The following is an 18,722-nucleotide window of genomic DNA, read 5'->3' on the forward strand; positions in this document are numbered from 1 at the left end:
AAGCGACCTCTTGCGTATCCAGGCCTGCACCGCGCAGGATGCCGGAGCGTGGAGAGAAATTGAAGAACATCGGCAGCGTCGCGGCGCCGATCGCGCCGGCGTCGGCGCCGAACGAGCCGCGCACGAGTTCCGGCGCGCTGCGGGCTTCCGGCGTGATGTCGGCGAGCGCCACGCCCAGGCGTTGCATGAGCGTGTCGAGCAGGCCGGCGTCAACGTCCGAATCAAGGACGACGACCGGCAAATCGAGTACGGATAGCGCCCCGCGCAGCGCGAACGCGAGCGCATCGACGCAATCGTCGATCCATTCGTCGACGGCCGGCACGTTGCGTGCGATGCAGTCGTTGAGATCCGCGCGGTTCTCGACCTTCTCGCCGCAATGGCGGAGATGGCGAATCAGCGCGCTCAACGACGCACGCGTCAGGAGGATGTCCCAGGCGCCGTGCGGCGCGGGCGCCGAGGGCAGGCGGCTCGGGTGTACGGGCATCACGGCGAAATCGCCGGCGTTGCCGGTGCGGCCGTGCAGGCAGTCGCCGTCGATCGCGATCCCGCCGCCGATCACCGGTCCGAGGAACAGATAGACGAAATTGTCGCGTTGCCGGCCGCAGCCGTAAAAGAGCTCGGCGATGGCGGCCGCATTGCCGTCGTTTTCGCTGAACACCGGCAGCGGAATGACATTGGCGAGTTCCCGGGCCAGGTCGATCTCGGCCCACGCGCGGAAGGCTTCGGCCGGCAGGCCGAGTTCGCGCAGCCAGCTCCCCAGGTTGAACGGGTGAGCCACGCCGACGCCCGCCAGCCGGTCGCGATCCTGCGCGGGCAGCAGCCGTTGCATCGCTTCGATGTCGCTGCGAACCAGTTCGAGCACGGTCGCGGGCGGAGGGAGCAGGGTGTCGTGGGAGCGGCAGCCGATGATCTCGCCCGCGAAGTTGACCAGCGCCGTTTCGATGCGCATGCGGTCGATGCGGACGCCGATGCCGAATGCGCCGCGCGGATCGAGGCGGATCAGCGACGCCGGCTGGCCGCGCTGGCCTTCGGTGCGGCCGGCGAATTCGATCAGTTTCGCGTCGGCGAGCGACGCGATGATGCCGCCGACAGCCGCACTCGTCATGTTCGCGTGGCGGGCGAGGTCGGCCTTCGACGCGCTGCCGGTACGGCGCAGCGTCTTCAGCAGCAGGCGCTCGTTGTAACGGCGCACGTTGACCGAGTTGCTGCCCTGGCCGATGTGCGGGCTTCGCATGGCGTCTCCCTCCATGTGGCGCCGCTTTCGGCGCATTAAATAAATCAAGTTGATTTATTTAAGCATGCGCTCGGCGTCCAGTCAGTTAGGTAAACCCCGGAAAGACATGCTTGCGGAAGATGGCGGGTGCCAGGTCTTGATCGGTCAGGTGTTTACCGGCACAAATTCTGCTTTATGGGGCCGGATTGGAATGCCTTACGGGCATTGGCTCACGGCACAGGCGCGATGCAAAGACCCACGCTGTCCAGTGCGATCTCTGCCGACCCGAGCCTGATGTTGTCCGGGGCGCCAACAAAAAAGCTTGACGATGAGAGCATATGCTCCTAACCTTCGTCTCAAGGGAGCATATGCTCTCACTTTCGAACGGAGCGAAGCGATGAACGAGCCTGAGATTCTTGTGAGCGGTGCAACCGGACGCACCGGCGGTATTGCCATTGACGAGCTGCTCAAGATGCACAAACGCGTGCGGGCCTATGTGCGCACGGACGATGATCGGGCGGCAGTCCTGAGGCAGCGCGGCGTCGATGTCGCGGTCGGGGACTTCACCGACATCGACGCCATTCGGGCAGCGATGGAAGGCATCCGCTCGGCGTATTTCCTTCATCCGATCGCGCCGGGAATCATCGGGGCCGCGGCCTATTTCGCGCAGGCAGCAAAGGAAGCGGGCGTCACGGCGATCGTCAACATGTCGCAGATTTCCGCGCGCCGGGAGTCACTTAGCCACGCGGCACAGGATCACTGGGTTTCCGAGCAGGTCTTCGATTGGTCGGGTGTCGCGACGACGCATTTGCGCCCGACGTTCTTCGCCGATTGGCTCGTCTATCCGCATTTTGCGCGGGAGATATGGGCCACGAAGAAGATCGAATTTCCGTTTGGCGACGGCCGTCACGCGCCGATTGCCAGCGACGATCAGGGCCGCGTGATCGCCCACATCCTCGCCAGCCCCGAAGGCCACGAGGGCAAGACCTACACGCTCCACGGCCCCGTCGAGATGAACCACGTCGAGATCGCCGCCGCGATGAGCGAGGTTCTCGGCGCCCGGATCGAATACGCGCCGACTTCCATCGAGGCATTCCGAAACAAGATGGAAACCCTTTACCAGTTTCCGCCGTTCCTCACGCAGCATCTGGTCGAAGTCGCGCAGAACTACCACGACGGCATCTTCTCGGGCACCAACGACGTCGTCGAGAAGGTCACCGGAACGCCGCCGCTCTCGGTTCAGCAGTTCGTCGAGAAGTATCGGGCCGCATTCGTGTGAACACGTGCTTGAAACGAATCGGGAGGTTTGAAAATGTCACCCGTCCAACCTGATCGTCATCCGTTTCTCGATGATCTGACGGCCGACGCCGAGCTGGTCAGCTCGGTATTGCGCGCGCCCGTAATCGGGCGCGACGAAATCCGGCTCGCCGTCGACGCCGTCGGGACCTTTTACGTGTCGCAGACGCCAACGTTCGTTCAAGCCGTCGGCTCGCGGCTTTTTCTCGAATACGAGGCCGTTCTGACGAGCGGCGAGACGTTGAGCGCGGTCGTGGTCGCCGATCGCAACGCCGACGGCTCGGTGCCGCGAGTCAGCGTGCGGATGAGCCCGCTTGGCGCCGTGCTGACTCTCGCGACCCGTCTGCGCGAGTCGCTTTCGAAGCAGTTGCCGGAACACGTCTTTCTTTGAACCAGGCACCCGCGCGCTCGTGGCTGGAGTCGACACTCTCCCGGCACGCGGCTTTTAAAAAAGGAGCTTGTCATGGATATCAAGAACGCCGCCGTCTTCATCACCGGTGCCAATCGCGGCCTGGGCCTCGCTTTTGCGCGCGAGGCGCTTCGGCGCGGGGCGGCGAAGGTGTACGCGGGTATGCGCAACACGAGCGGTTTCGACGAGCCGGGCATCGTGCCGGTCAGGATCGATGTCACGGATCCGGCGTCGATCGCCGAGGCGGCGAAACAGGCGGCCGACACGACGCTGCTGATCAACAACGCGGGCATTGCCGCGCTGATCGACGGGCCTTTGTCGGCCGACGTGGAAGCGCAGTCGGCCCGCCTGTTCGATACCAACTACCACGGCGTGGTGCGCGTCACACAGGCCTTCGAACAGATCCTGGCGGCCCGGCCGCATGCCGCGATCATCAACGTGCTTTCCGACATCGTGTGGCTCCCGCGGCCCTATCTGACACCGTATGCCGCGTCGAAAGCCGCCGCCTGGAGCTACACGAACCAGCTTCGTTTTCACCTGCGCGAGCGTGGCATCCAGGTTCTCGGCCTGCACGTCGGGTTCGTGGATACCGATCTGACCAACGGCATCGACGTGCCCAAAGCCAGCCCCGAGGACGTCGTGCGACGGACCTACGACGCGCTCGCCGCCGGCAAGAGCGAGGTCATGGCCGACGAGGGGACAGCGGTGCTGAAGCGCACGCTCGCGGCCGAGATGCCCGGCTACATCACGCCGCCGGCAGGGCTTTGAACACCGCAGTCGACACGGGCCGGATTCGGCGGCGAGCCGCGAGGTGCGCAGATCGTAGGCCAGCGCCGTCGCTCCCGGCTATCATCGATAGCTGCCACCGTAGCTTCGCGCGACGCGCGCGTAGCGTTCGCGCAATCAACCGAAATCAGGAGTGCAACCGATGTTGCCCGTGAACCAGCCGCTCGGCATCGATCAATGCAACTGCTTCGCCGTGAGGAAGGCGAGCAGGCAGATCTCCCGACTCTACGATAGCCATCTCGAGCCGTCGGGTCTGCGCATCACGCAATTCCTCACCCTGGCCGCCCTGCACGAAGTGGGAAGTACCCCCGTCAACGCCCTTGCCGAACGGCTCGATATCGAACGAACGGCGATGGGGAAAATGGTCGGCTTCCTGGAGCGCGACGGCTTCGTCACGATCAGGCCCTCGCCCACCGACGGCCGAAGCCGCCTCGTCGAACTCACCGAGGAGGGCCGGCGCCTGCACGAAAGAGCATCCCCGCTCTGGCAGGCAGCGCAACGGGAGTTCGAGCGACTGAACGGTGCGGAGAATGTTACGGCGTGGCGAGAGCAGTTGAGAGGGGTGCTCGTCGGCGACGTGTCGATGGGATCGTCGCAAGATTGAGGCTTCCCGTCCGTCGCGCTCATGTCCATGTGTCGCCCGCATCGGGCATCCGGCTGCACGCAGTCGATCCCGGCCTTTCAGCGAAGGGCCTTCAAAGGCGGGGCATGCGGTTTGCAGGCTCGCTTGCCGGCCGTGCGCCGGCCGAGACGGTGGCGGACGGCCAGCCCAGGCAAGCCGTCGCGTCGCGGAACGCGTGCGCTCGTGGCAGCCGAGCTGCCGTTGCCGGCCGACCTGGCGCCTCGACGACGATCCCGCTACTTCACTGGCGTGAGAACCGGCGCGCCCTTGTTCTTGATCAGGAACACGACGAATTTCGCCGGCTTCGTGCCGCTGGCGTTTCGTCCGACCGTGTGCACGTCGTCGGGGCCTTCGTGGAACGTGTCGCCCGCGTGCAGCGTGACCGTCTTGCCGCCGTTCAGGCCCATCACGATGCTGCCGTCGAGCACATAGACGAACGCGTGCGCGTCGTGGCGATGAACGGGGTCGACGCTGCCGGGCGGATAATCGACGACGATCATCTCCACTTCCTTGCCCGGATACTCGGGCAGCGGCTCCGTGGTCAGGTGCGTCACCTTGGCCTGCGGCGCGGCGGCAGCCGGCGGAACGGGCATCAGCAGCGACAGCGCAAGCGGTGCAAGCGCGAGCACGATGCGTTTCATGTCGTTACTCCAGGTTGGCCTTGTCGAGACCGAACATCTTGTCGAACGAGCCGGGCACCATCCGGAACGCGACGTTCAGCCGGTTCCAGCAGTTGATCGCGCCGACGAGGACGGTGAGATCCGACAGCTCCTTCTCGGCAAAGTGTGCGCGCACGCGATCGTAGAGATCGTCCGGCACGCCGTGCGGCGAAAGCAGCGTCAGCGCTTCGGTCCATTCGAGCGCGGCGCGCTCGCGCGGCGAGAACAGCGGCGACTCGCGCCAGATCGCGACGTGATGCGCGCGCAGTTCGCGCTCGCCGTGGATCCTGGCCATCTTGATGTGCATGTCGACGCAGAACGCGCAGCCGTTGAGCTGCGACGCGCGAATCTCGACGAGCTCGCGAACCGGCACTTCGATCGAAGTCTTCTGAAGCAGCCCGTCGAGCTCGACGAGCTTCTTCGTCAGCTCCGGCGATTGCTGAAAGTAGTTGATACGTTGCGTCATGATACGTTCTCCTGATTGCTGAAGCATGGCTGTCGGCGCTGCGCATGACCATTCATTGCGCGAGCGGCCTGGCAACCATCGTAATTGCAGGTCCCACGGGCCAGTAGTGCCGGGATGGTGCGCACTCTATTGCCGCTTCGGAACCAATCGTGCGCCGGGTGTGGCGGCGCGCCGCCGACGTTCGTCAGTCCGACACCGCGACAACCCCGCGGATGCCCTGCCGTGCCATCTTCGTATAGGGACACAGGCGCTCCGTATCGCGGACCAGGCGTTCCGCAACCTGCCGGTCCACACCCGGCATGCGGATGGTGACGTTGGCGGCGAGCGCATATCCGCCGTCGACCGGATCGCGGCCGAACGATACTTCGACTGCGACGGTCGTGTCGCGGATGTCGATCCGCTCGCGTTGCGCGAGCAGGCTCAGCGCGCCGTGGAAGCACGCGGCGTAGCCGGCTGCGAGCAGTTGCTCGGGATTGGTGCCGCCGCCCGGGCCGCCGAGTTCGCGCGGCAGGCGCAGATCGAGGGCGAGACAGCCGTCGTCGGATCGCGCGACGCCCGATGCGCGGCCGTGTGCCGTCTTGCCGCCGGACACGGTGACCGTGGTCGTGTAGAGCGCGACGAATTCGTGTCCGCGGTATTTGTCGAGCAGTGTCGGTGACGGAGGCTGCAACCTCTCGTTCTCCATATCCCTCCCGGGTACCTGTATTGACCGACGCGCGGGTTCCGGGCCGTACGTATCGGCGCGGCGCTTGCCCGCAGGTCGTTCCCCATGACCGCCATCCGAAGGATGGTCGTTGCGCACTTGCATGCTAGGCAAAGACGCGTCGCCGGGCCAGATCATTCAGGGATGCATGGTATTGCCCGCTTCGCACCAATGCGGCGAGAACGCCGCGTATCGGTTGCGTCGGCCTTTCCACCGGCTGCAGCGGTGCCGCCGATGGGGCAGACGCGAGCCGCCGACGCGCTACAGCGCAATGACCGTGCGGCCCGACGGATCGCCGGCGCGTTCGCCGAGCATCGCTTTCAGGTCGCGCTCGATCGTGCTGCACAACGTGGAAATGGGCACGTCGTTCGCGCCGCCCTCGAACGGGTTCTCGGTGCTTTCGCCCACCTGCTCGAGCGAGGTATACATCCAGGAAACGGCGACGCTGCACGGCACGACGAGCCAGACCATGTTGCCGTGCATGAAGCCGCTCACGCCGTCGTTCAGCCGGTTGAATTCGTTCAGAAGACCGAACGGAAGCGACAGGCAAAAGAACCGGACGAACAGCGAGCTCACGGTCGCGTACTGGCGCGGATACGGAAAGTTCTTGAACCGTTCCGAGCGGGCCTGGAGATCGATGAAGTCACCGATCGTCCTTTGAAGCTCCATATAAAAATTCGAATTCAGATGGCCGGCCATGTGAAGCGTCCTGAGCGACGTGCCCTGCAGGCTCAGCACGAACGTGGCGACGGAAGCGGAGGCCAGCGCCTGTTCCGTCTCGGCCGGCGACAGGTATTCCGGCAGCAATTCCCGGATGTCCTTTTCCCACTCCGGCACACGATAGAACCGGCGGTACTCCGCGTTGTAGCGTTTGCTCGTGCTTTCCCAGATCAGCGGGCGGCGCAGGTCGTAGCGCAGTGCGGTCAGCCAGGCAAGGTGCCGATAGACCAGCTTCCGGGCGCTCTCGTCGTCGCTGACGAAGTCGCGCGCGAGCTGGCCCCAGCGGCGGCTTTTGCTCAGGATCTCGGTCCAGATTTCCAGCGCGTCCATCGCGCGGTTGTAGGTCTGAACGTTCTTGAAGCCGACGATGAACGACGTCGCGGTGCCGAGCAGCGCCACGATCGTCAGCGGTATCGACAGCCACGTCACGGAGAAGAACTGATACAGCACGACCGGCACGGATCCGAAGATGAGCAGCTCGTAGATTTTCCAGCGCGTCCAGATCAGGAATTCCGAGAGCTTGTACGATTTCCCGAGATGCATGGTTGGCCTCGTCGTCGTATCAGTCGACGACGGTCACGATGTTGACGGTGCCTTGCCGCGCCATCTTTGCGTACGGGCACAAGCGTTCCGCGGTACGCACCCGTTCTTCCGCGACGTTTCGATCGACGCCGGGCATCCGTACCCGGACGTCGACGAGCAACGCGTAGCCGCCGTCCATCGGATCGCGGCCGAACGAAACCTGCACCGCCACAGCGGTATCGGGCGTCTCCAGTCCGGCGCGCGTCCCGAGCAGGTTGAGCGCGCCGTGGAAGCAGGCGGCGAAGCCCGCCGCGAACAGCTGCTCCGGATTGGTCCCGGTGCCGGGGCCGCCGAACTCGGTGGGCAGGCGCAGATCGACGGCGAGATTGCCGTCGTCCGAGCGGACCACGCCGGAGGCCCGGCCGTGTCCCGTTTCGCCGCCGGACACGGTGACGGTCGTGGTGTAAAGCGGTTGGAAATCCTGGCCGCGATACCGGTCGAGGAGCGAAAGCGGCGGGGCCTGCAGCGTGTTGTCATCCATGATGCGTGCTCGAATTCGGCAACGCGCGCCGACCGTCGGTCATTCGATCGTCGAAACGTGCCGCGAAGGGGCAGGACTGCCCGGGCAAAAAAGCGTCTTCAACGAATGACGGGCGCGGTCGATGGCATGAGGAATGCGGCAAGCGTCCGGTGCAGCCCGGCTCCGGGCTCGTCTGCGCGAGAAAGACGCTGCCATGCTAGCGGCGCGCACCGGTGGGCGGTACGGCCGTTCCGTGCGATTGTCTGTTTCCCGTTCGACACCAATCGGACCCCCCATCCGGGATCGGCCGCGCCTGTCGACGCGGCGCACGCCATCGCCGCAAGCCGCACGCCGCACGCCGCGTTTCAGCCGCCGAGGCACGCAAGGAGCGTCCGTGCGTGACGGCGCGCTTCGTCCGCGTCGGCGACGTTCGCGAACCCGATGACGAGGCCGCGCGGCGTTTGCTGCGTATGGCTGTTCGTGTACCAGATCGACAGCGGCACGACCGCGAGCCCCGCGTCGCGCGCGCGTGCGGCGACGGCGACGTCGTCGACCGGCCCGTCGGGGCCGTCGGTGAACCGCACCGCGAACTGGATGCCGCCCACCGGCAGTTCGACGATCATCCGCTTGCCGAACACCTGTCGCAACGCGTTCACGATCAGCGTGCGGCGCTCGCCGTACAGCGTGCGCATGCGTTTCAGGTGCCGGGCGAAGTGCCCCTGTTCGATGAAATCCGCAAGGGCCGCCTGCAGGAGCGTCGGCGAGCCGGCGTTCATGCTGCAGGCCACGCGTTCGACGCGTTCCACCGCACGTTCCGGCACGACCGCATACGCGAGCCGCAAGCCGGGAAACATCGCCTTGCTGAAGGTGCTGCAATAAATCACGTGATCGCGCCGGTCGAGACTCTTCAGCGCCGGCAGCGGGCGGCCGAGATAGCGAAACTCGCTGTCGTAGTCGTCCTCGACGATCCAGCCCGACGTCTTTTCGGCCCAGTCCAGCAGCGCGATGCGCCGCGACAGCGACAGCGTATGGCCGAGCGGGCTCTGCTGCGACGGCGTCACGAGCGCGAAGCGCGCGTGCGCGTCCAGCTGCAGGCCGCGCTCGACGTCGATTCCGTCGGCGTCCACCGGCACCGGGACGAGTTCCACGCCGGTCTCGGACAGGAAGCTGCGTGCGAGCAGATAGCCGGGATCCTCGAACCACACACGGTCGTTCGGGCGCGCGAGGCTGCGCAGCACGAGTTCCAGCGTCGCGCGGTAGCCGCCGGTGACGAACACCTGTTCGGGCACGCAGGTGACGCCGCGCGACAGCCCCAGATAGGTGGCGATGTGCTCGCGTAGCGGCCGGTAGCCGGCCGGATTCGGGTAGCCCAGCAGCGCGCGGTCGGCGCTGCGTGCGCGCAGCGACACGAGCCGGTGCCATACCTTGCGCGGAAACGCGTCGAGCGCGGGCAGCCCGGGCTGCAGCGGGCGCGGCTCGCCGCTCAGCGCGACGGCGATCGGTTGCGCGCGCGGCGGCGGCGGGCTGTCGCGTGACATGCCCGGCGGCTGGGGCCGGCCGGCGTCCTCGGCGTGCCGGGCCGGATCGTCGGCACGCGAGGACGCCGCCCGCGTCACCGATTTCGGCAGCGACGGCGAGACGAACGTGCCGGCCGCGCCGCGCATCTGCAGATAGCCTTCGTCGACCAAGATCGTGTATGCCTGTTCGACGGTGCCGCGCGCGGTGTTCAGTTGCGTCGCGAGGCCGCGCAGCGCGGGCACGCGATCGCCGGGACGCAGGTGGCCCGCGGCGATCGCGGTTCTGAACCGCTCGCAGATCTGCAGATAGATCGGCAACTGATGCTGCCGGTCGATTTCGATGGTCAGGGTGGAGGGTTGCTCAGACATGACGGTCTCGCAGATGACGGGGACCGGCACGGCATGGACCAGTCCGATCGACGATTCTTGGCACTGCTGGATAGGACATGATTCTTCCACAATTGCGCCAAGCGATGGACGGTCATCGCCGCGTTCACCCGATCCGGCAGCCGTCACGCCCCCGTCACATTCCACTGCAGTTCATTCGTCAGGAGATTTTGCGATGAAGATCGTCGTCATCGGCGGTTCGGGCCTGATCGGCTCGCGAGTCGTCACGCTGCTCGAGGAAGCCGGCCACCAGGCGCTCGCCGCATCGCCGCGCACCGGCGTCAATACCATCACCGGCGAAGGCCTGACCGATGCATTGACGGACGCGGACGTCGTCGTGGACGTCGCGAATGCGCCGTCATGGGAGCCGCAGGCGGTGCTCGATTTCTTCCGCACGTCGGCCCGCAATCTCGGCAAGGCCGAAGTGGCCGCGGGCGTGCGCCATCACGTCGCGCTCTCGATCGTCGGCTGCGACCGCATGCCGGAGAACGGCTATTTCCTCGCAAAGGTCGCGCAGGAGCAGGCGATCGAGGCGGCGGGCGTGCCGTACACGATCGTGCGCGCGACGCAGTTCATGGAATTCATCGGCGGCATCGCAGATGCCGGCACGGAAGACGGCACCGTGCGCATCGGCGACGGGCTGTTCCAGCCGATCGCCGCGGAGGACGTGTCGGCCCTCGTCGCGCAGGCCGCGCTCGCCGGGCCGCAAAACGGCACGATCGAAATCGCGGGCCCGGATCGCGCGCCGTTCGCGGAAATCGTCGCGCGCTATCTGAAGTCGGTCGGCGATACACGCGCGGTGGTGACCGATCGCGACGCCCGCTACTACGGCGGCCGTGTCGAGCCAACGTCGCTGGTGCCGCTCGGCGCGGCGCGGCTCGGGCGCATCGGCCTCGACGCGTGGCTGGCAGAGCACTGAATCACGTTCGCACGCAGGCGGTCGGCCGGCGCATGCCGGCGACGCGCCGATCCGTATGAGCAGCATGCTTGGGGGCAGCGGAAATGAATCATTCGGAAACATCGGAGCACGGCGTTCGTCGCGACCTGGCCGGTCGCGCCGATGCGCTGTCGGCGAGCTTCGGTGCGAGCTATGCGGGCATCCTCGCGTTCGTTGCGGTGGCGAGCGAGGGGAGCTTCACGAAGGCCGCCGAACTGCTCGGCGTCGGGCGCCCGGCCGTGAGCCGCAACGTGCAGAAGCTGGAGGCGCAACTGAGTACGCGGCTGTTCCAGCGGACCACGCGCACGACCGAGCTGACGTGCGAGGGCCGGCGATTCTTCGAGAACTGCCATCAGGGCGTGGCGCAGATCGTCGAAGCGATGAACGACATGCTGGAGTTGCGGCAGGGGCCGCCGCGCGGCCTCATCCGCATCAGCTCGGCCGCGGGATTCGGCAGGAAGATCGTGGCGCCGCTGCTGGAGAAGTTCGCGGACGCCTATCCGGACATCATCGTCGATCTGCTGCTCGACGACCGGCCCGTCGACCTGGTGTCCGAGCGGATCGACGTGTCGTTCCGCAACGGGCGCATCGAGGACTCCAGCATCATCGCCCGGCAACTGATTCCGATGCAGATGGCGCTCTGCGCGGCGCCGTCGTATGTGGCGGCGCACGGGCTCCCGCAACGCATCGAGGACCTCGACCGCCACGCGTGCATCAATTTCCGGTTCGCGAGCGGGCGCCTGTTCGAATGGGAATTCAACGTGGACGGCCGCGTGCAGAAGTACCTGCCGACGGCGCGCCGCACGTTCAACGACGCCGACCTGGTGCTGCGTGCGGTGCTGAACGGATCGGGCATCGCGCAGATGGCCGGCTACCAGATCCGCGACCATCTCGCGTCGAACGAACTCGTCGTCGCGCTGGCGCAGCATGTGCCGCAGGATCGCGGCCACTACATCTGCTATCTGAGCCGGCAACACCTGCCGACGCGCATCCGGATCTTCGTCGACTTCATGACGGAGCAGATCCGCGCGCTCGACCTGAACTGCATGACGCGGTTCAATCCGGAGATTCCGGCGGATGCGGCTGCTGCGGTGCAGGGGCTGGCTGCCTGACGATTCGAGGTGGCCGGATGCGCGCCCCGGCGAGTCGACGCATCGCCGAATCGACGCATCGCCGCATCGCCGAATCGCCGAATCGCCGAATCGCGCCCCGCGCCAGCCCGTCGACGCGCCGCGCCGGCCTAGAACGAATACGCCAATGACGCGAACAGGCTGCGCGGCGCGCCAGGCGTGACCCACAGGCTGTTGTACGAGCTGACGTAGTACGTGCGGTTGAACAGGTTGTTCAGCACGACCGACGCGCGCAGGTGCTTATTGACCTGCACGTAGCCGTTGAGCTGCACGGTCGCGTAGGCGGGCAGGTCGAAGCCGTCCTGCGTGTTCGCGGTGTTGCCTGCGCGGCGCCCGACGTAGATCACGCCCGCGCCCGCGCCGGCCTTGTCGACGAGCGGCAGCGCGGTTTCGTACATCAGCAGCGCGCTGCCGCTCAGGCGCGGAATGTCGACGAGGCGCGCGCCCGGCGTCAGGACGGTGTCGCGCGTGACCTGCGCGTCGACGTAGGCGAGGTTGACGATGCCGCGCAAGCCGTGGCCCAGTTCGCCGTTCCATTCGAATTCGACGCCGCGGCTGCGTACTTCGCCGGCCGCACGCGAGAACCCGGCATTCGCCGGATCGGCGGTCAGCACGTTGCGCTTGTTCACGTAGAACGCGGCGACGGTCGCGAGCCAGCGCGTGCCGGCCCACTTCACGCCGGCTTCATAGCCGTGCCCCTTCTCGGGATCGAACGCGCGGCCGTTCGCGTCGGCGCCGTTGTTCGGCCGGAACGAATACGCGGTGTTCGCATACAGCGACAGCGCGGGGCTGGCCTCGTACACGATGCCGAGCCGCGGGCTCAGCGCCGTTTGCAGCTGGCTCGTCGTCACGCCCTTCAGGCGATTATCGACCGACTGGTGAAAGCGGTCCCAGCGCAGCCCGGCGAGCACTTTCCAGTGCGGCCCGAACGCGAGCGTGTCCTGCGCGTACAGGCCCTGGCCGTCGTCGCGCTCGAGCAGGTTCGTCGCGGTGCGCGGCACGGGCGCCGGCTGGCCGTACACCGGATCGAAGATGTCGATCGCATACGGCGCCGCGGCCGTCGGCGTCGAGCGCGCGACGAACTGGTCGTAGTTGAAGCGATACGCATCGACGCCCATCACGAACGCATGGTCGATGGCGCCCGTGCGGGCCTTGCCGGCCACTTCGACGCGCCCCTGCACGTCGTTCGAGTGAAACGCGACCTGCCGGTAGCGGCGCCACAGCGTGCGGCCGTCCGGCTGCAGCGCGAACGCTTCGGACGAGCGGCCGGACAGGTCGGTGTCGCGCTGCGCGAAGCCGGCGTTGACCGACCAGTCGGCATTGAAGCGATGTTCGAGCGTGAACTGGTGCCCCGAGTTGCGCACGTCGTAGTCGCCGTCGCGCGGCTCGCCCAGGAACCGCGACGCCGGCACCGCACCGAGCTGCCCGCCGACCGCGACGACGCCGCGATCGAGCGGCGCGCGCTGGCGCGCGGTCTCGAATTCGTAGTGGAGCGTCGTGTCCGCGCCGATATCCCAGGTGAACGACGGCGCGAACAGGTAGCGCTTGCTCGATACCGTGTCGCGGAAGCTGCCGTTGTCCTCGTTCATCGCGATGAAGCGGTACGCGAGCGACTGCGTGACGGGGCCGGTCGAATCGAGCGTCTCGCGCAGCGCGCCGTAGCTGCCGGCCGACACGCCGATCGTGTTCGAGCGCTTGAACTGCGGCTGCTTCGTCGTGTAGCTGATGAGCCCGCCGGGGTCGCCGCGGCCGTACAGCGCGGACGCGGGGCCCTTGAGGACTTCCATGCGCTCGAGCGTCGCGGTGTCGCGCGGCACGCTGATGCCGCGATTCCACGAGAAGCCGTTGACGAGGTAGTCGGTGCCGGACGTGTTGCCGTCGCCGGCAAAGCCGCGCACCGCATAGTTGTCCCACAGCCCGCCGAAGTTGTTCTGCCGCGCGACGCCCGCGACCCAGTCGTACAGGTCTTCGCCCCGGGTGGCGGCCACGGTCTGGATCAGCTTCGTATCGACGCTGCTGACCGCGAACGGGATCTCCATCACGTCCGCCTCGGTGCGCGTCGCGCTCGTCGAGTCGGGCGCGCGAAACGGTGCCTTCGTGCGCTGCGCCGAGATTTCGACGGCCGGCAGCACCAGCTCCTGCGCATTGGCGACATTCAGCCCGACCGTGCCGACGGCGATGGCCATCGGTGCGGCCGCCCAGTTCTTTCTGCTCATACCCGTCCCTGAGAAATTGGTTCGCGTTCGGGTACCACGAGCCGCGTTGCGCCGGCATCCGTGTTCCAAACGGTACATTTGCGGGCCGGAATTTAATGCAAATGAGATTTATTTTCAATCGTAAGTTTGCGGTTGTTGTGTCCGGGTTGAATCGCGCAGCGACGCCCATCGGCATGACTGACGGATCGGCGGGCGGCGCAGCACCGTGCCGGCATCGCGGCTGACGGCCGGCCTGCGATGCGGCGGGTCGGACGGCTAGTCGGGGGTGACCACGGAATCCCGCGCTCGGCGCGGCCGTCGATCTGCTGAAACGCAACGGCGGCACGGCGCTCCTGTCCGAAACGCCGGAAATTTACGGCGCGGAGCATCTGCCGATCGTGCGCGCGGCTTCGGGCGACGTGGCCGGCCGTCTGGTCGACAGGTTTCAGGTGGGAGCGCTACGTCGCCGACGACGGCGGAGAAAGGAACGACAACCGTTTCCCTCACTGCGGGATTCGTCGACCGCATGACCTGGCAGATCCGCGTACGCGAGCGGCGCTCGCGTGACGCGGTTCAGTCCGGAAGTTCCGGCGATGGCGATGGCGATGGCGGAGACGGCGGCTCGGCCGGCGTGTCGCCGCAGCGCCACGCACGTTCGTCCGCGATCCAGTCGCCGAACAGATGGATCTTCTGCTGCTGTTCGGACCCGCGCGGATACACGAAGTAATAACCCATCCCCGTCGGCAACGCGATGTCGAACGGCATCACGAGCCGGTGCGCGGCCACGCTCTCGTCCACCAGCGTCCGGTCGCCGATCGCGATGCCGTAACCGTCGATCGCCGCGTGTGTGGCGAGATCCAGCGTCTCGAAGCTCAACCCGCGCGTCGAGTCGACGTGCGGCGCGCCCGCATGGTCGAGCCACCGCTTCCAGTCGCGGTGATCGCGTGTCGGATGCAGCAGCGTGTGACGGAGCAGGTCGTCGAGACTCGCGAGCGGTTGCCGGTCCAGCAGGCTCGGCGCACAGACAGGCGTGAGCCGTTCCTCGAACAACGGGATCGCATGCATGTCGGGGCCGGCGCCGGGCGCATAGATCACCGCGGCGTCGAACGGCTCCATGCGAAAATCGACGTGATGCTCCCAGGTAGTCGTGATCTGCACCTGGAGTTCGGGATGCTCGGCCTGGAACCGCATGATGCGCGGCAGCATCCACTGCATCATGCAGGTCGGCACCTTCAGCGCGAGCTCGGTGCGCCTGCGCGACAGGCGCATCGACACTTCCTCGATGCGCGCGAAGCTTTCGCGCACCGTCGGCAACAGGAGCTCGCCCTCGGCCGTCAGCGTCAGCCCCTTGGGCGTGCGCTTGAACAGCGGAAACTGATAGAAGCTTTCGAGCGCGAGGATTTGCCGGCTCACGGCGCCCTGCGTCAGGCACAGGTGCCCGGCGGCGCGCGTGAAGCTGCCGTGACGCGCGACGACGTCGAAGACCTGCAGCGCATTGAGGGAAGGCAGTCGTTTCATCGGGAGCATCGGCGTGGGACGGGCGGCGGCGCGGGATCGCTCAGTGCAGGATTTTCGCGAGGAAGTCCTTCGCGCGGTCCGACTTCGGATTCGAGAAGAAATCGTCCTTGCGGTCGTCCTCGACGATCGCGCCTTGGTCCATGAAGATCACGCGATGGGCGACCTTCTTCGCGAAGCCCATCTCGTGCGTGACGACCATCATCGTCATCCCTTCCTGCGCGAGTTCGACCATCACGTCGAGCACTTCGTTGATCATCTCGGGATCGAGCGCGGACGTCGGCTCGTCGAACAGCATCGCGATCGGGTCCATCGACAGCGCGCGCGCGATCGCGACCCGCTGCTGCTGGCCGCCCGACAGCTGGCCCGGAAACTTGTGCGCATGCGCCTTCAGGCCGACGCGATCGAGCAGCTTGATGCCCTTCTCGGCCGCTTCGTCCTTGCCGCGGCCGAGCACCTTGACCTGCGCGAGCGTCAGGTTCTCGGTGATCGACAGGTGCGGGAACAGCTCGAAATGCTGGAACACCATCCCGACCTTCGAGCGCAGCGTCGACAGGTTCGTCTTCCTGTCGCCGACCGACTGGCCGTTCATGCGGATCTCGCCCTGCTGGAACGGCTCGAGGCCGTTCACGGTCTTGATCAGCGTCGACTTGCCCGAGCCGGACGGGCCGCACACGACGACCACCTCGCCTTTCTTCACCTCGGTCGTGCACTCGGCGAGGACCTGAAACTGGCCGTACCACTTGGAAACGTTGCTGATGGAAATCATGAAAGTCCCTGCATCGTAATGAGGCGCGCGCGGCGCCGGTTCAGCGCGCCTTCGCGACGCGATAGCGGCGCTCGAGCGTGCGCGCATACCACGTCAGCGGGAAGCACATCGCGAAGTACAGCAGCGCGACCATCGCGTAGATCGGAAACGGCTTGAATACCGCGTTGGTGATGATGTTGCCGGTCTTGGTCAGTTCGGTCAGCCCGATGATCGACGTGAGCGCGGTGCTCTTCACCGCCTGCACGAGGAAGCCGACGGTCGGCGCGAGCGCGATCTTCCACGCCTGCGGCCACACCACGTAGCGCAGCCGCTGGGTCCACGTCATGCCGAGGCTGGCCGCCGCGTGCCACTGGCCGTGCGGGACCGCGTCGACGCAGCCGCGCCAGATGTCGGCCAGACAGGCGCTGGCGTTCAGCGTCAGCACGACCGACGCCGCGACCCACGGCGTCACGTCGATGCCGACGAGCGGCAATCCGAAGAAGCCGAGGAACAGTTGCATCAGCAACGGTGTGCCCTGGAACAGTTCGATGTACAGGATCACGAAGCGGCGCAGCGCCGGCACGGGCGAGATGCGCATTGCCAGCAGCGCGAACCCGGCGAGGCCGCCGCCGGCGAACGTGATCAGCGACAGCAGCACGGTCCAGCGCGCGGCGAGCAGCAGGTTCCATGCAATGTCCTGGAAGGTGAATTCGATCATCGCGCACGTTCCGTCGGCAGGTGGGTTTCAGGGGAGCGGGCGCGCCACGTGAAGCGGGCGACCCGCGTGCGCCGCGGTGCGGCAGCCGCGCCGTGGCGCGTGCGACCGGCGAACAGCCGCCGGCCGACGCGATTGAGCAGCATGCGCAGCGCGATCGACAGCAGCAGGTAGATCGCGGTCACGACGATGTAGATCTCGAACGCGCGGAAATTGCGCGACTGGATGAAGTTGGCCGCGTAGGTCAGGTCGGGCACCGAGATCTGCGACACGACCGCCGAGCCTAGCATCACGATCAGGACCTGCCCGAGCAGCGCGGGGTACACGTTCGCGAGCGCCTGCGGCAGCACGACGTGGCCGAACACCTGCCGGCCGTGCAGCCCGAGCGCCCGCGCGGCCTGCACTTGCCCGTGCGGCACCGATTCGATCCCGGCGCGCAGGATCTCGACCGCATAGGCGCCCAGGTTGACCGTCATCGCGAGCACGGCCGCCTGCGCTTCGTCGAGGTGTACGCCGAGCGTGGGCAGCCCGAAGAAGATGAAGAACAACTGGACCAGGAACGGCGTATTGCGGATCAGCTCGACGTAGGACGCGACGAGCGCGCGCGCCCAGCGCGGGCCGGCGAGCGCGATCCACGCGCCGCCGGTGCCGAGCAGGCCGCCGAGCACGGTCGCGGCCGCGGTCAGGCCGAGCGTCACGCCGACGCCGCGCGCGAGCATGCCGGCGTAGAGACCGAAATCGCTGAAGTCGAACACGTAGCTCATCGCGATGCCTTGGGTCGAGCGTGCGGGGCGAAGGCGCGGCGCATCACAGGTCGGCCGGCAGGGCAGCGTGCAGCCACTTCTGCGACAGCGTGTTCAGCGTGCCGTTCTTCTTTGCGCCGGCGATCGCGTCGTTGACCTTCTGCATCAGGCGCGGCTCGTTCTTGTTCAGGCCGACGTGGTCGGGCGAGCTGAACAGCGAGAACTTCTGTTCCGGATCGATCGACGGATGACGCGCGATGATCGTGGCGCCGACGTCGTTGCCGACCACCAGCAGTTGCGCCTGTCCCGACAGGAACGCCGCGATCGCGCCGTTCGGGTCGTCGAAGCGCTTGATCGTCGCGCTCGGCGGCGCGACCTTGCTGATGCTCAGGTCCTCGAGCGTGCCGCGCGCGACCGCGACCGATTTGCCGGCGAGATCGGCGTTGCCCTTCACGGCGAGCGACTTCGGGCCGAACACCGCGAGGTAGTACGGCGCATACGCGTTCGAGAAGTCGATCACCTTCGCGCGCTCCGGCGTCTGTCCGACCGACAGCAGCATGTCGGTCTTGCGGTCGGCGAGATACGCCATCCGGTTGTCGCCGGTGACCTGCACGAGTTCGACCTTCGCGTTGAGCGCCTTGCCGATCAGGTTCGCCATGTCGATGTCGTAGCCCTGCGGCTTCATGTCGGGGCCGATCGAACCGAACGGCGGGTAGTCCTCGAACACGCCGATGCGCACGACGCCCGATTTGGCGATCGTGTCGAGCGCGTCGGCGTGCGCGAGTGGCGCGACGGCGGCCACGCCCGTGGCGCAGGCGCAGAGGAGGGCGGTGCGGGCGAGCAGGCGTCGCACGAGACGGTTGGCTTGGGTCGATGCGTTCATGGCGGGATCCTTGTTGCTGCGTTGGGGAACGAAAGG

At 66.7% G+C, this 18,722-nt stretch carries 19 protein-coding genes and 1 pseudogene; 7 read left to right on the top strand and 13 right to left on the bottom strand.

The annotated features are described in order from the left end of the window. A partial coding sequence (locus NQV17_RS28220) for an ROK family transcriptional regulator (protein WP_257774793.1) occupies window positions 1–1,234 on the bottom strand: 1,234 nt, incomplete at its 3' end. A 376-nt stretch (window positions 1,235–1,610) separates the two neighbouring features. On the opposite strand from NQV17_RS28220, the gene NQV17_RS28225 reads away from it, so the two are divergent. The 4 genes from NQV17_RS28225 to NQV17_RS28240 all read left to right on the top strand — a co-directional run bounded on the left by NQV17_RS28225 (window position 1,611) and on the right by NQV17_RS28240 (window position 4,308). After that, window positions 1,611–2,492 (top strand): NmrA family NAD(P)-binding protein, encoded by an 882-nt coding sequence (locus NQV17_RS28225; RefSeq protein WP_257774794.1) that lies wholly within the window; start codon window positions 1,611–1,613, stop codon window positions 2,490–2,492. A 33-nt stretch (window positions 2,493–2,525) separates the two neighbouring features. Then, entirely contained in the window at window positions 2,526–2,900 is a 375-nt protein-coding gene (locus NQV17_RS28230) for a hypothetical protein (protein ID WP_257774795.1), read from the top strand. Between the two features lie 72 nt (window positions 2,901–2,972). Continuing rightward, window positions 2,973–3,686, top strand: a complete 714-nt coding sequence (locus NQV17_RS28235; protein WP_257774796.1) for an SDR family oxidoreductase — start codon at window positions 2,973–2,975, stop codon at window positions 3,684–3,686. A 160-nt stretch (window positions 3,687–3,846) separates the two neighbouring features. Beyond that, window positions 3,847–4,308, top strand: coding sequence for a MarR family winged helix-turn-helix transcriptional regulator (locus tag NQV17_RS28240; RefSeq protein ID WP_257774797.1), 462 nt, complete (start codon window positions 3,847–3,849; stop codon window positions 4,306–4,308). 254 nt (window positions 4,309–4,562) lie between these two features. Here NQV17_RS28240 and NQV17_RS28245 read toward each other — a convergent pair whose 3' ends face one another. From NQV17_RS28245 to NQV17_RS28270, 6 genes are all read right to left on the bottom strand, one after another. Then, window positions 4,563–4,967 (bottom strand): cupin domain-containing protein, encoded by a 405-nt coding sequence (locus NQV17_RS28245; protein ID WP_257774798.1) that lies wholly within the window; start codon window positions 4,965–4,967, stop codon window positions 4,563–4,565. A gap of 4 nt (window positions 4,968–4,971) precedes the next feature. Beyond that, window positions 4,972–5,451, bottom strand: a complete 480-nt coding sequence (locus NQV17_RS28250) for a carboxymuconolactone decarboxylase family protein (RefSeq protein WP_257774799.1) — start codon at window positions 5,449–5,451, stop codon at window positions 4,972–4,974. 184 nt (window positions 5,452–5,635) lie between these two features. Then, window positions 5,636–6,136: an Ohr family peroxiredoxin gene (locus NQV17_RS28255; RefSeq protein ID WP_124522780.1), complete on the bottom strand. Its 501-nt coding sequence runs from the start codon at window positions 6,134–6,136 to the stop codon at window positions 5,636–5,638. A gap of 279 nt (window positions 6,137–6,415) precedes the next feature. After that, on the bottom strand, window positions 6,416–7,417 hold the full coding sequence (locus tag NQV17_RS28260) for a bestrophin family protein (protein WP_257774800.1): 1,002 nt from the start codon (window positions 7,415–7,417) through the stop codon (window positions 6,416–6,418). Between the two features lie 19 nt (window positions 7,418–7,436). After that, a complete protein-coding gene (locus tag NQV17_RS28265) occupies window positions 7,437–7,937 on the bottom strand; it encodes an Ohr family peroxiredoxin (RefSeq protein WP_257774801.1) in 501 nt (166 codons plus the stop codon). A gap of 344 nt (window positions 7,938–8,281) precedes the next feature. Further along, complete coding sequence (locus NQV17_RS28270; protein ID WP_257774802.1) at window positions 8,282–9,802, bottom strand: PLP-dependent aminotransferase family protein; 1,521 nt, start codon at window positions 9,800–9,802, stop codon at window positions 8,282–8,284. Between the two features lie 193 nt (window positions 9,803–9,995). Here NQV17_RS28270 and NQV17_RS28275 point away from each other — a divergent pair, with 193 nt between their 5' ends. Further along, window positions 9,996–10,739: an SDR family oxidoreductase gene (locus NQV17_RS28275; protein WP_257774803.1), complete on the top strand. Its 744-nt coding sequence runs from the start codon at window positions 9,996–9,998 to the stop codon at window positions 10,737–10,739. A gap of 83 nt (window positions 10,740–10,822) precedes the next feature. Continuing rightward, window positions 10,823–11,869, top strand: a complete 1,047-nt coding sequence (locus NQV17_RS28280) for a LysR family transcriptional regulator (RefSeq protein WP_257774804.1) — start codon at window positions 10,823–10,825, stop codon at window positions 11,867–11,869. Between the two features lie 128 nt (window positions 11,870–11,997). Here NQV17_RS28280 and NQV17_RS28285 read toward each other — a convergent pair whose 3' ends face one another. After that, entirely contained in the window at window positions 11,998–14,103 is a 2,106-nt protein-coding gene (locus NQV17_RS28285) for a TonB-dependent siderophore receptor (protein WP_257774805.1), read from the bottom strand. Between the two features lie 193 nt (window positions 14,104–14,296). Here NQV17_RS28285 and NQV17_RS28290 point away from each other — a divergent pair. Beyond that, window positions 14,297–14,586: pseudogene (locus NQV17_RS28290) on the top strand (altronate dehydratase); the annotation flags it as partial. Window positions 14,587–14,655: 69 nt separating this feature from the next. Here the strand turns inward: NQV17_RS28290 and NQV17_RS28295 are convergent. Genes NQV17_RS28295 through NQV17_RS28315 form a run of 5 tightly spaced genes read right to left on the bottom strand, consistent with a single transcriptional unit; the run spans window position 14,656 to window position 18,686 of the window. Further along, window positions 14,656–15,600: a LysR substrate-binding domain-containing protein gene (locus tag NQV17_RS28295; RefSeq protein ID WP_257774806.1), complete on the bottom strand. Its 945-nt coding sequence runs from the start codon at window positions 15,598–15,600 to the stop codon at window positions 14,656–14,658. Between the two features lie 40 nt (window positions 15,601–15,640). Continuing rightward, window positions 15,641–16,366 carry an amino acid ABC transporter ATP-binding protein gene (locus NQV17_RS28300; protein WP_257774807.1) on the bottom strand — a complete coding sequence of 242 codons (726 nt, stop codon included), beginning with the start codon at window positions 16,364–16,366 and terminating at the stop codon, window positions 15,641–15,643. 40 nt (window positions 16,367–16,406) lie between these two features. After that, window positions 16,407–17,063 (bottom strand): amino acid ABC transporter permease, encoded by a 657-nt coding sequence (locus NQV17_RS28305; RefSeq protein ID WP_044848710.1) that lies wholly within the window; start codon window positions 17,061–17,063, stop codon window positions 16,407–16,409. Then, window positions 17,060–17,824 carry an amino acid ABC transporter permease gene (locus NQV17_RS28310; RefSeq protein ID WP_257774808.1) on the bottom strand — a complete coding sequence of 255 codons (765 nt, stop codon included), beginning with the start codon at window positions 17,822–17,824 and terminating at the stop codon, window positions 17,060–17,062. The genes NQV17_RS28305 and NQV17_RS28310 overlap by 4 nt, the downstream gene beginning before the upstream one ends. A gap of 43 nt (window positions 17,825–17,867) precedes the next feature. Then, window positions 17,868–18,686, bottom strand: coding sequence for a transporter substrate-binding domain-containing protein (locus NQV17_RS28315; protein WP_124489561.1), 819 nt, complete (start codon window positions 18,684–18,686; stop codon window positions 17,868–17,870). Window positions 18,687–18,722: the final 36 nt, after the last annotated feature.

The sequence above is a fragment of the Burkholderia sp. SCN-KJ genome (genome assembly GCF_024656005.1).
Lineage (GTDB): Bacteria > Pseudomonadota > Gammaproteobacteria > Burkholderiales > Burkholderiaceae > Burkholderia.

Coding starts and splice junctions, on each gene's coding strand:
- NQV17_RS28225 (WP_257774794.1), top strand. CDS start 1,611: ATGAACGAGCCTGAGATTCTTGTGAGCGGTGCAACCGGACGCACCGGC.
- NQV17_RS28230 (WP_257774795.1), top strand. CDS start 2,526: ATGTCACCCGTCCAACCTGATCGTCATCCGTTTCTCGATGATCTGACG.
- NQV17_RS28235 (WP_257774796.1), top strand. CDS start 2,973: ATGGATATCAAGAACGCCGCCGTCTTCATCACCGGTGCCAATCGCGGC.
- NQV17_RS28240 (WP_257774797.1), top strand. CDS start 3,847: ATGTTGCCCGTGAACCAGCCGCTCGGCATCGATCAATGCAACTGCTTC.
- NQV17_RS28245 (WP_257774798.1), bottom strand. CDS start 4,967: ATGAAACGCATCGTGCTCGCGCTTGCACCGCTTGCGCTGTCGCTGCTG.
- NQV17_RS28250 (WP_257774799.1), bottom strand. CDS start 5,451: ATGACGCAACGTATCAACTACTTTCAGCAATCGCCGGAGCTGACGAAG.
- NQV17_RS28255 (WP_124522780.1), bottom strand. CDS start 6,136: ATGGAGAACGAGAGGTTGCAGCCTCCGTCACCGACACTGCTCGACAAA.
- NQV17_RS28260 (WP_257774800.1), bottom strand. CDS start 7,417: ATGCATCTCGGGAAATCGTACAAGCTCTCGGAATTCCTGATCTGGACG.
- NQV17_RS28265 (WP_257774801.1), bottom strand. CDS start 7,937: ATGGATGACAACACGCTGCAGGCCCCGCCGCTTTCGCTCCTCGACCGG.
- NQV17_RS28270 (WP_257774802.1), bottom strand. CDS start 9,802: ATGTCTGAGCAACCCTCCACCCTGACCATCGAAATCGACCGGCAGCAT.
- NQV17_RS28275 (WP_257774803.1), top strand. CDS start 9,996: ATGAAGATCGTCGTCATCGGCGGTTCGGGCCTGATCGGCTCGCGAGTC.
- NQV17_RS28280 (WP_257774804.1), top strand. CDS start 10,823: ATGAATCATTCGGAAACATCGGAGCACGGCGTTCGTCGCGACCTGGCC.
- NQV17_RS28285 (WP_257774805.1), bottom strand. CDS start 14,103: ATGAGCAGAAAGAACTGGGCGGCCGCACCGATGGCCATCGCCGTCGGC.
- NQV17_RS28295 (WP_257774806.1), bottom strand. CDS start 15,600: ATGAAACGACTGCCTTCCCTCAATGCGCTGCAGGTCTTCGACGTCGTC.
- NQV17_RS28300 (WP_257774807.1), bottom strand. CDS start 16,366: ATGATTTCCATCAGCAACGTTTCCAAGTGGTACGGCCAGTTTCAGGTC.
- NQV17_RS28305 (WP_044848710.1), bottom strand. CDS start 17,063: ATGATCGAATTCACCTTCCAGGACATTGCATGGAACCTGCTGCTCGCC.
- NQV17_RS28310 (WP_257774808.1), bottom strand. CDS start 17,824: ATGAGCTACGTGTTCGACTTCAGCGATTTCGGTCTCTACGCCGGCATG.
- NQV17_RS28315 (WP_124489561.1), bottom strand. CDS start 18,686: ATGAACGCATCGACCCAAGCCAACCGTCTCGTGCGACGCCTGCTCGCC.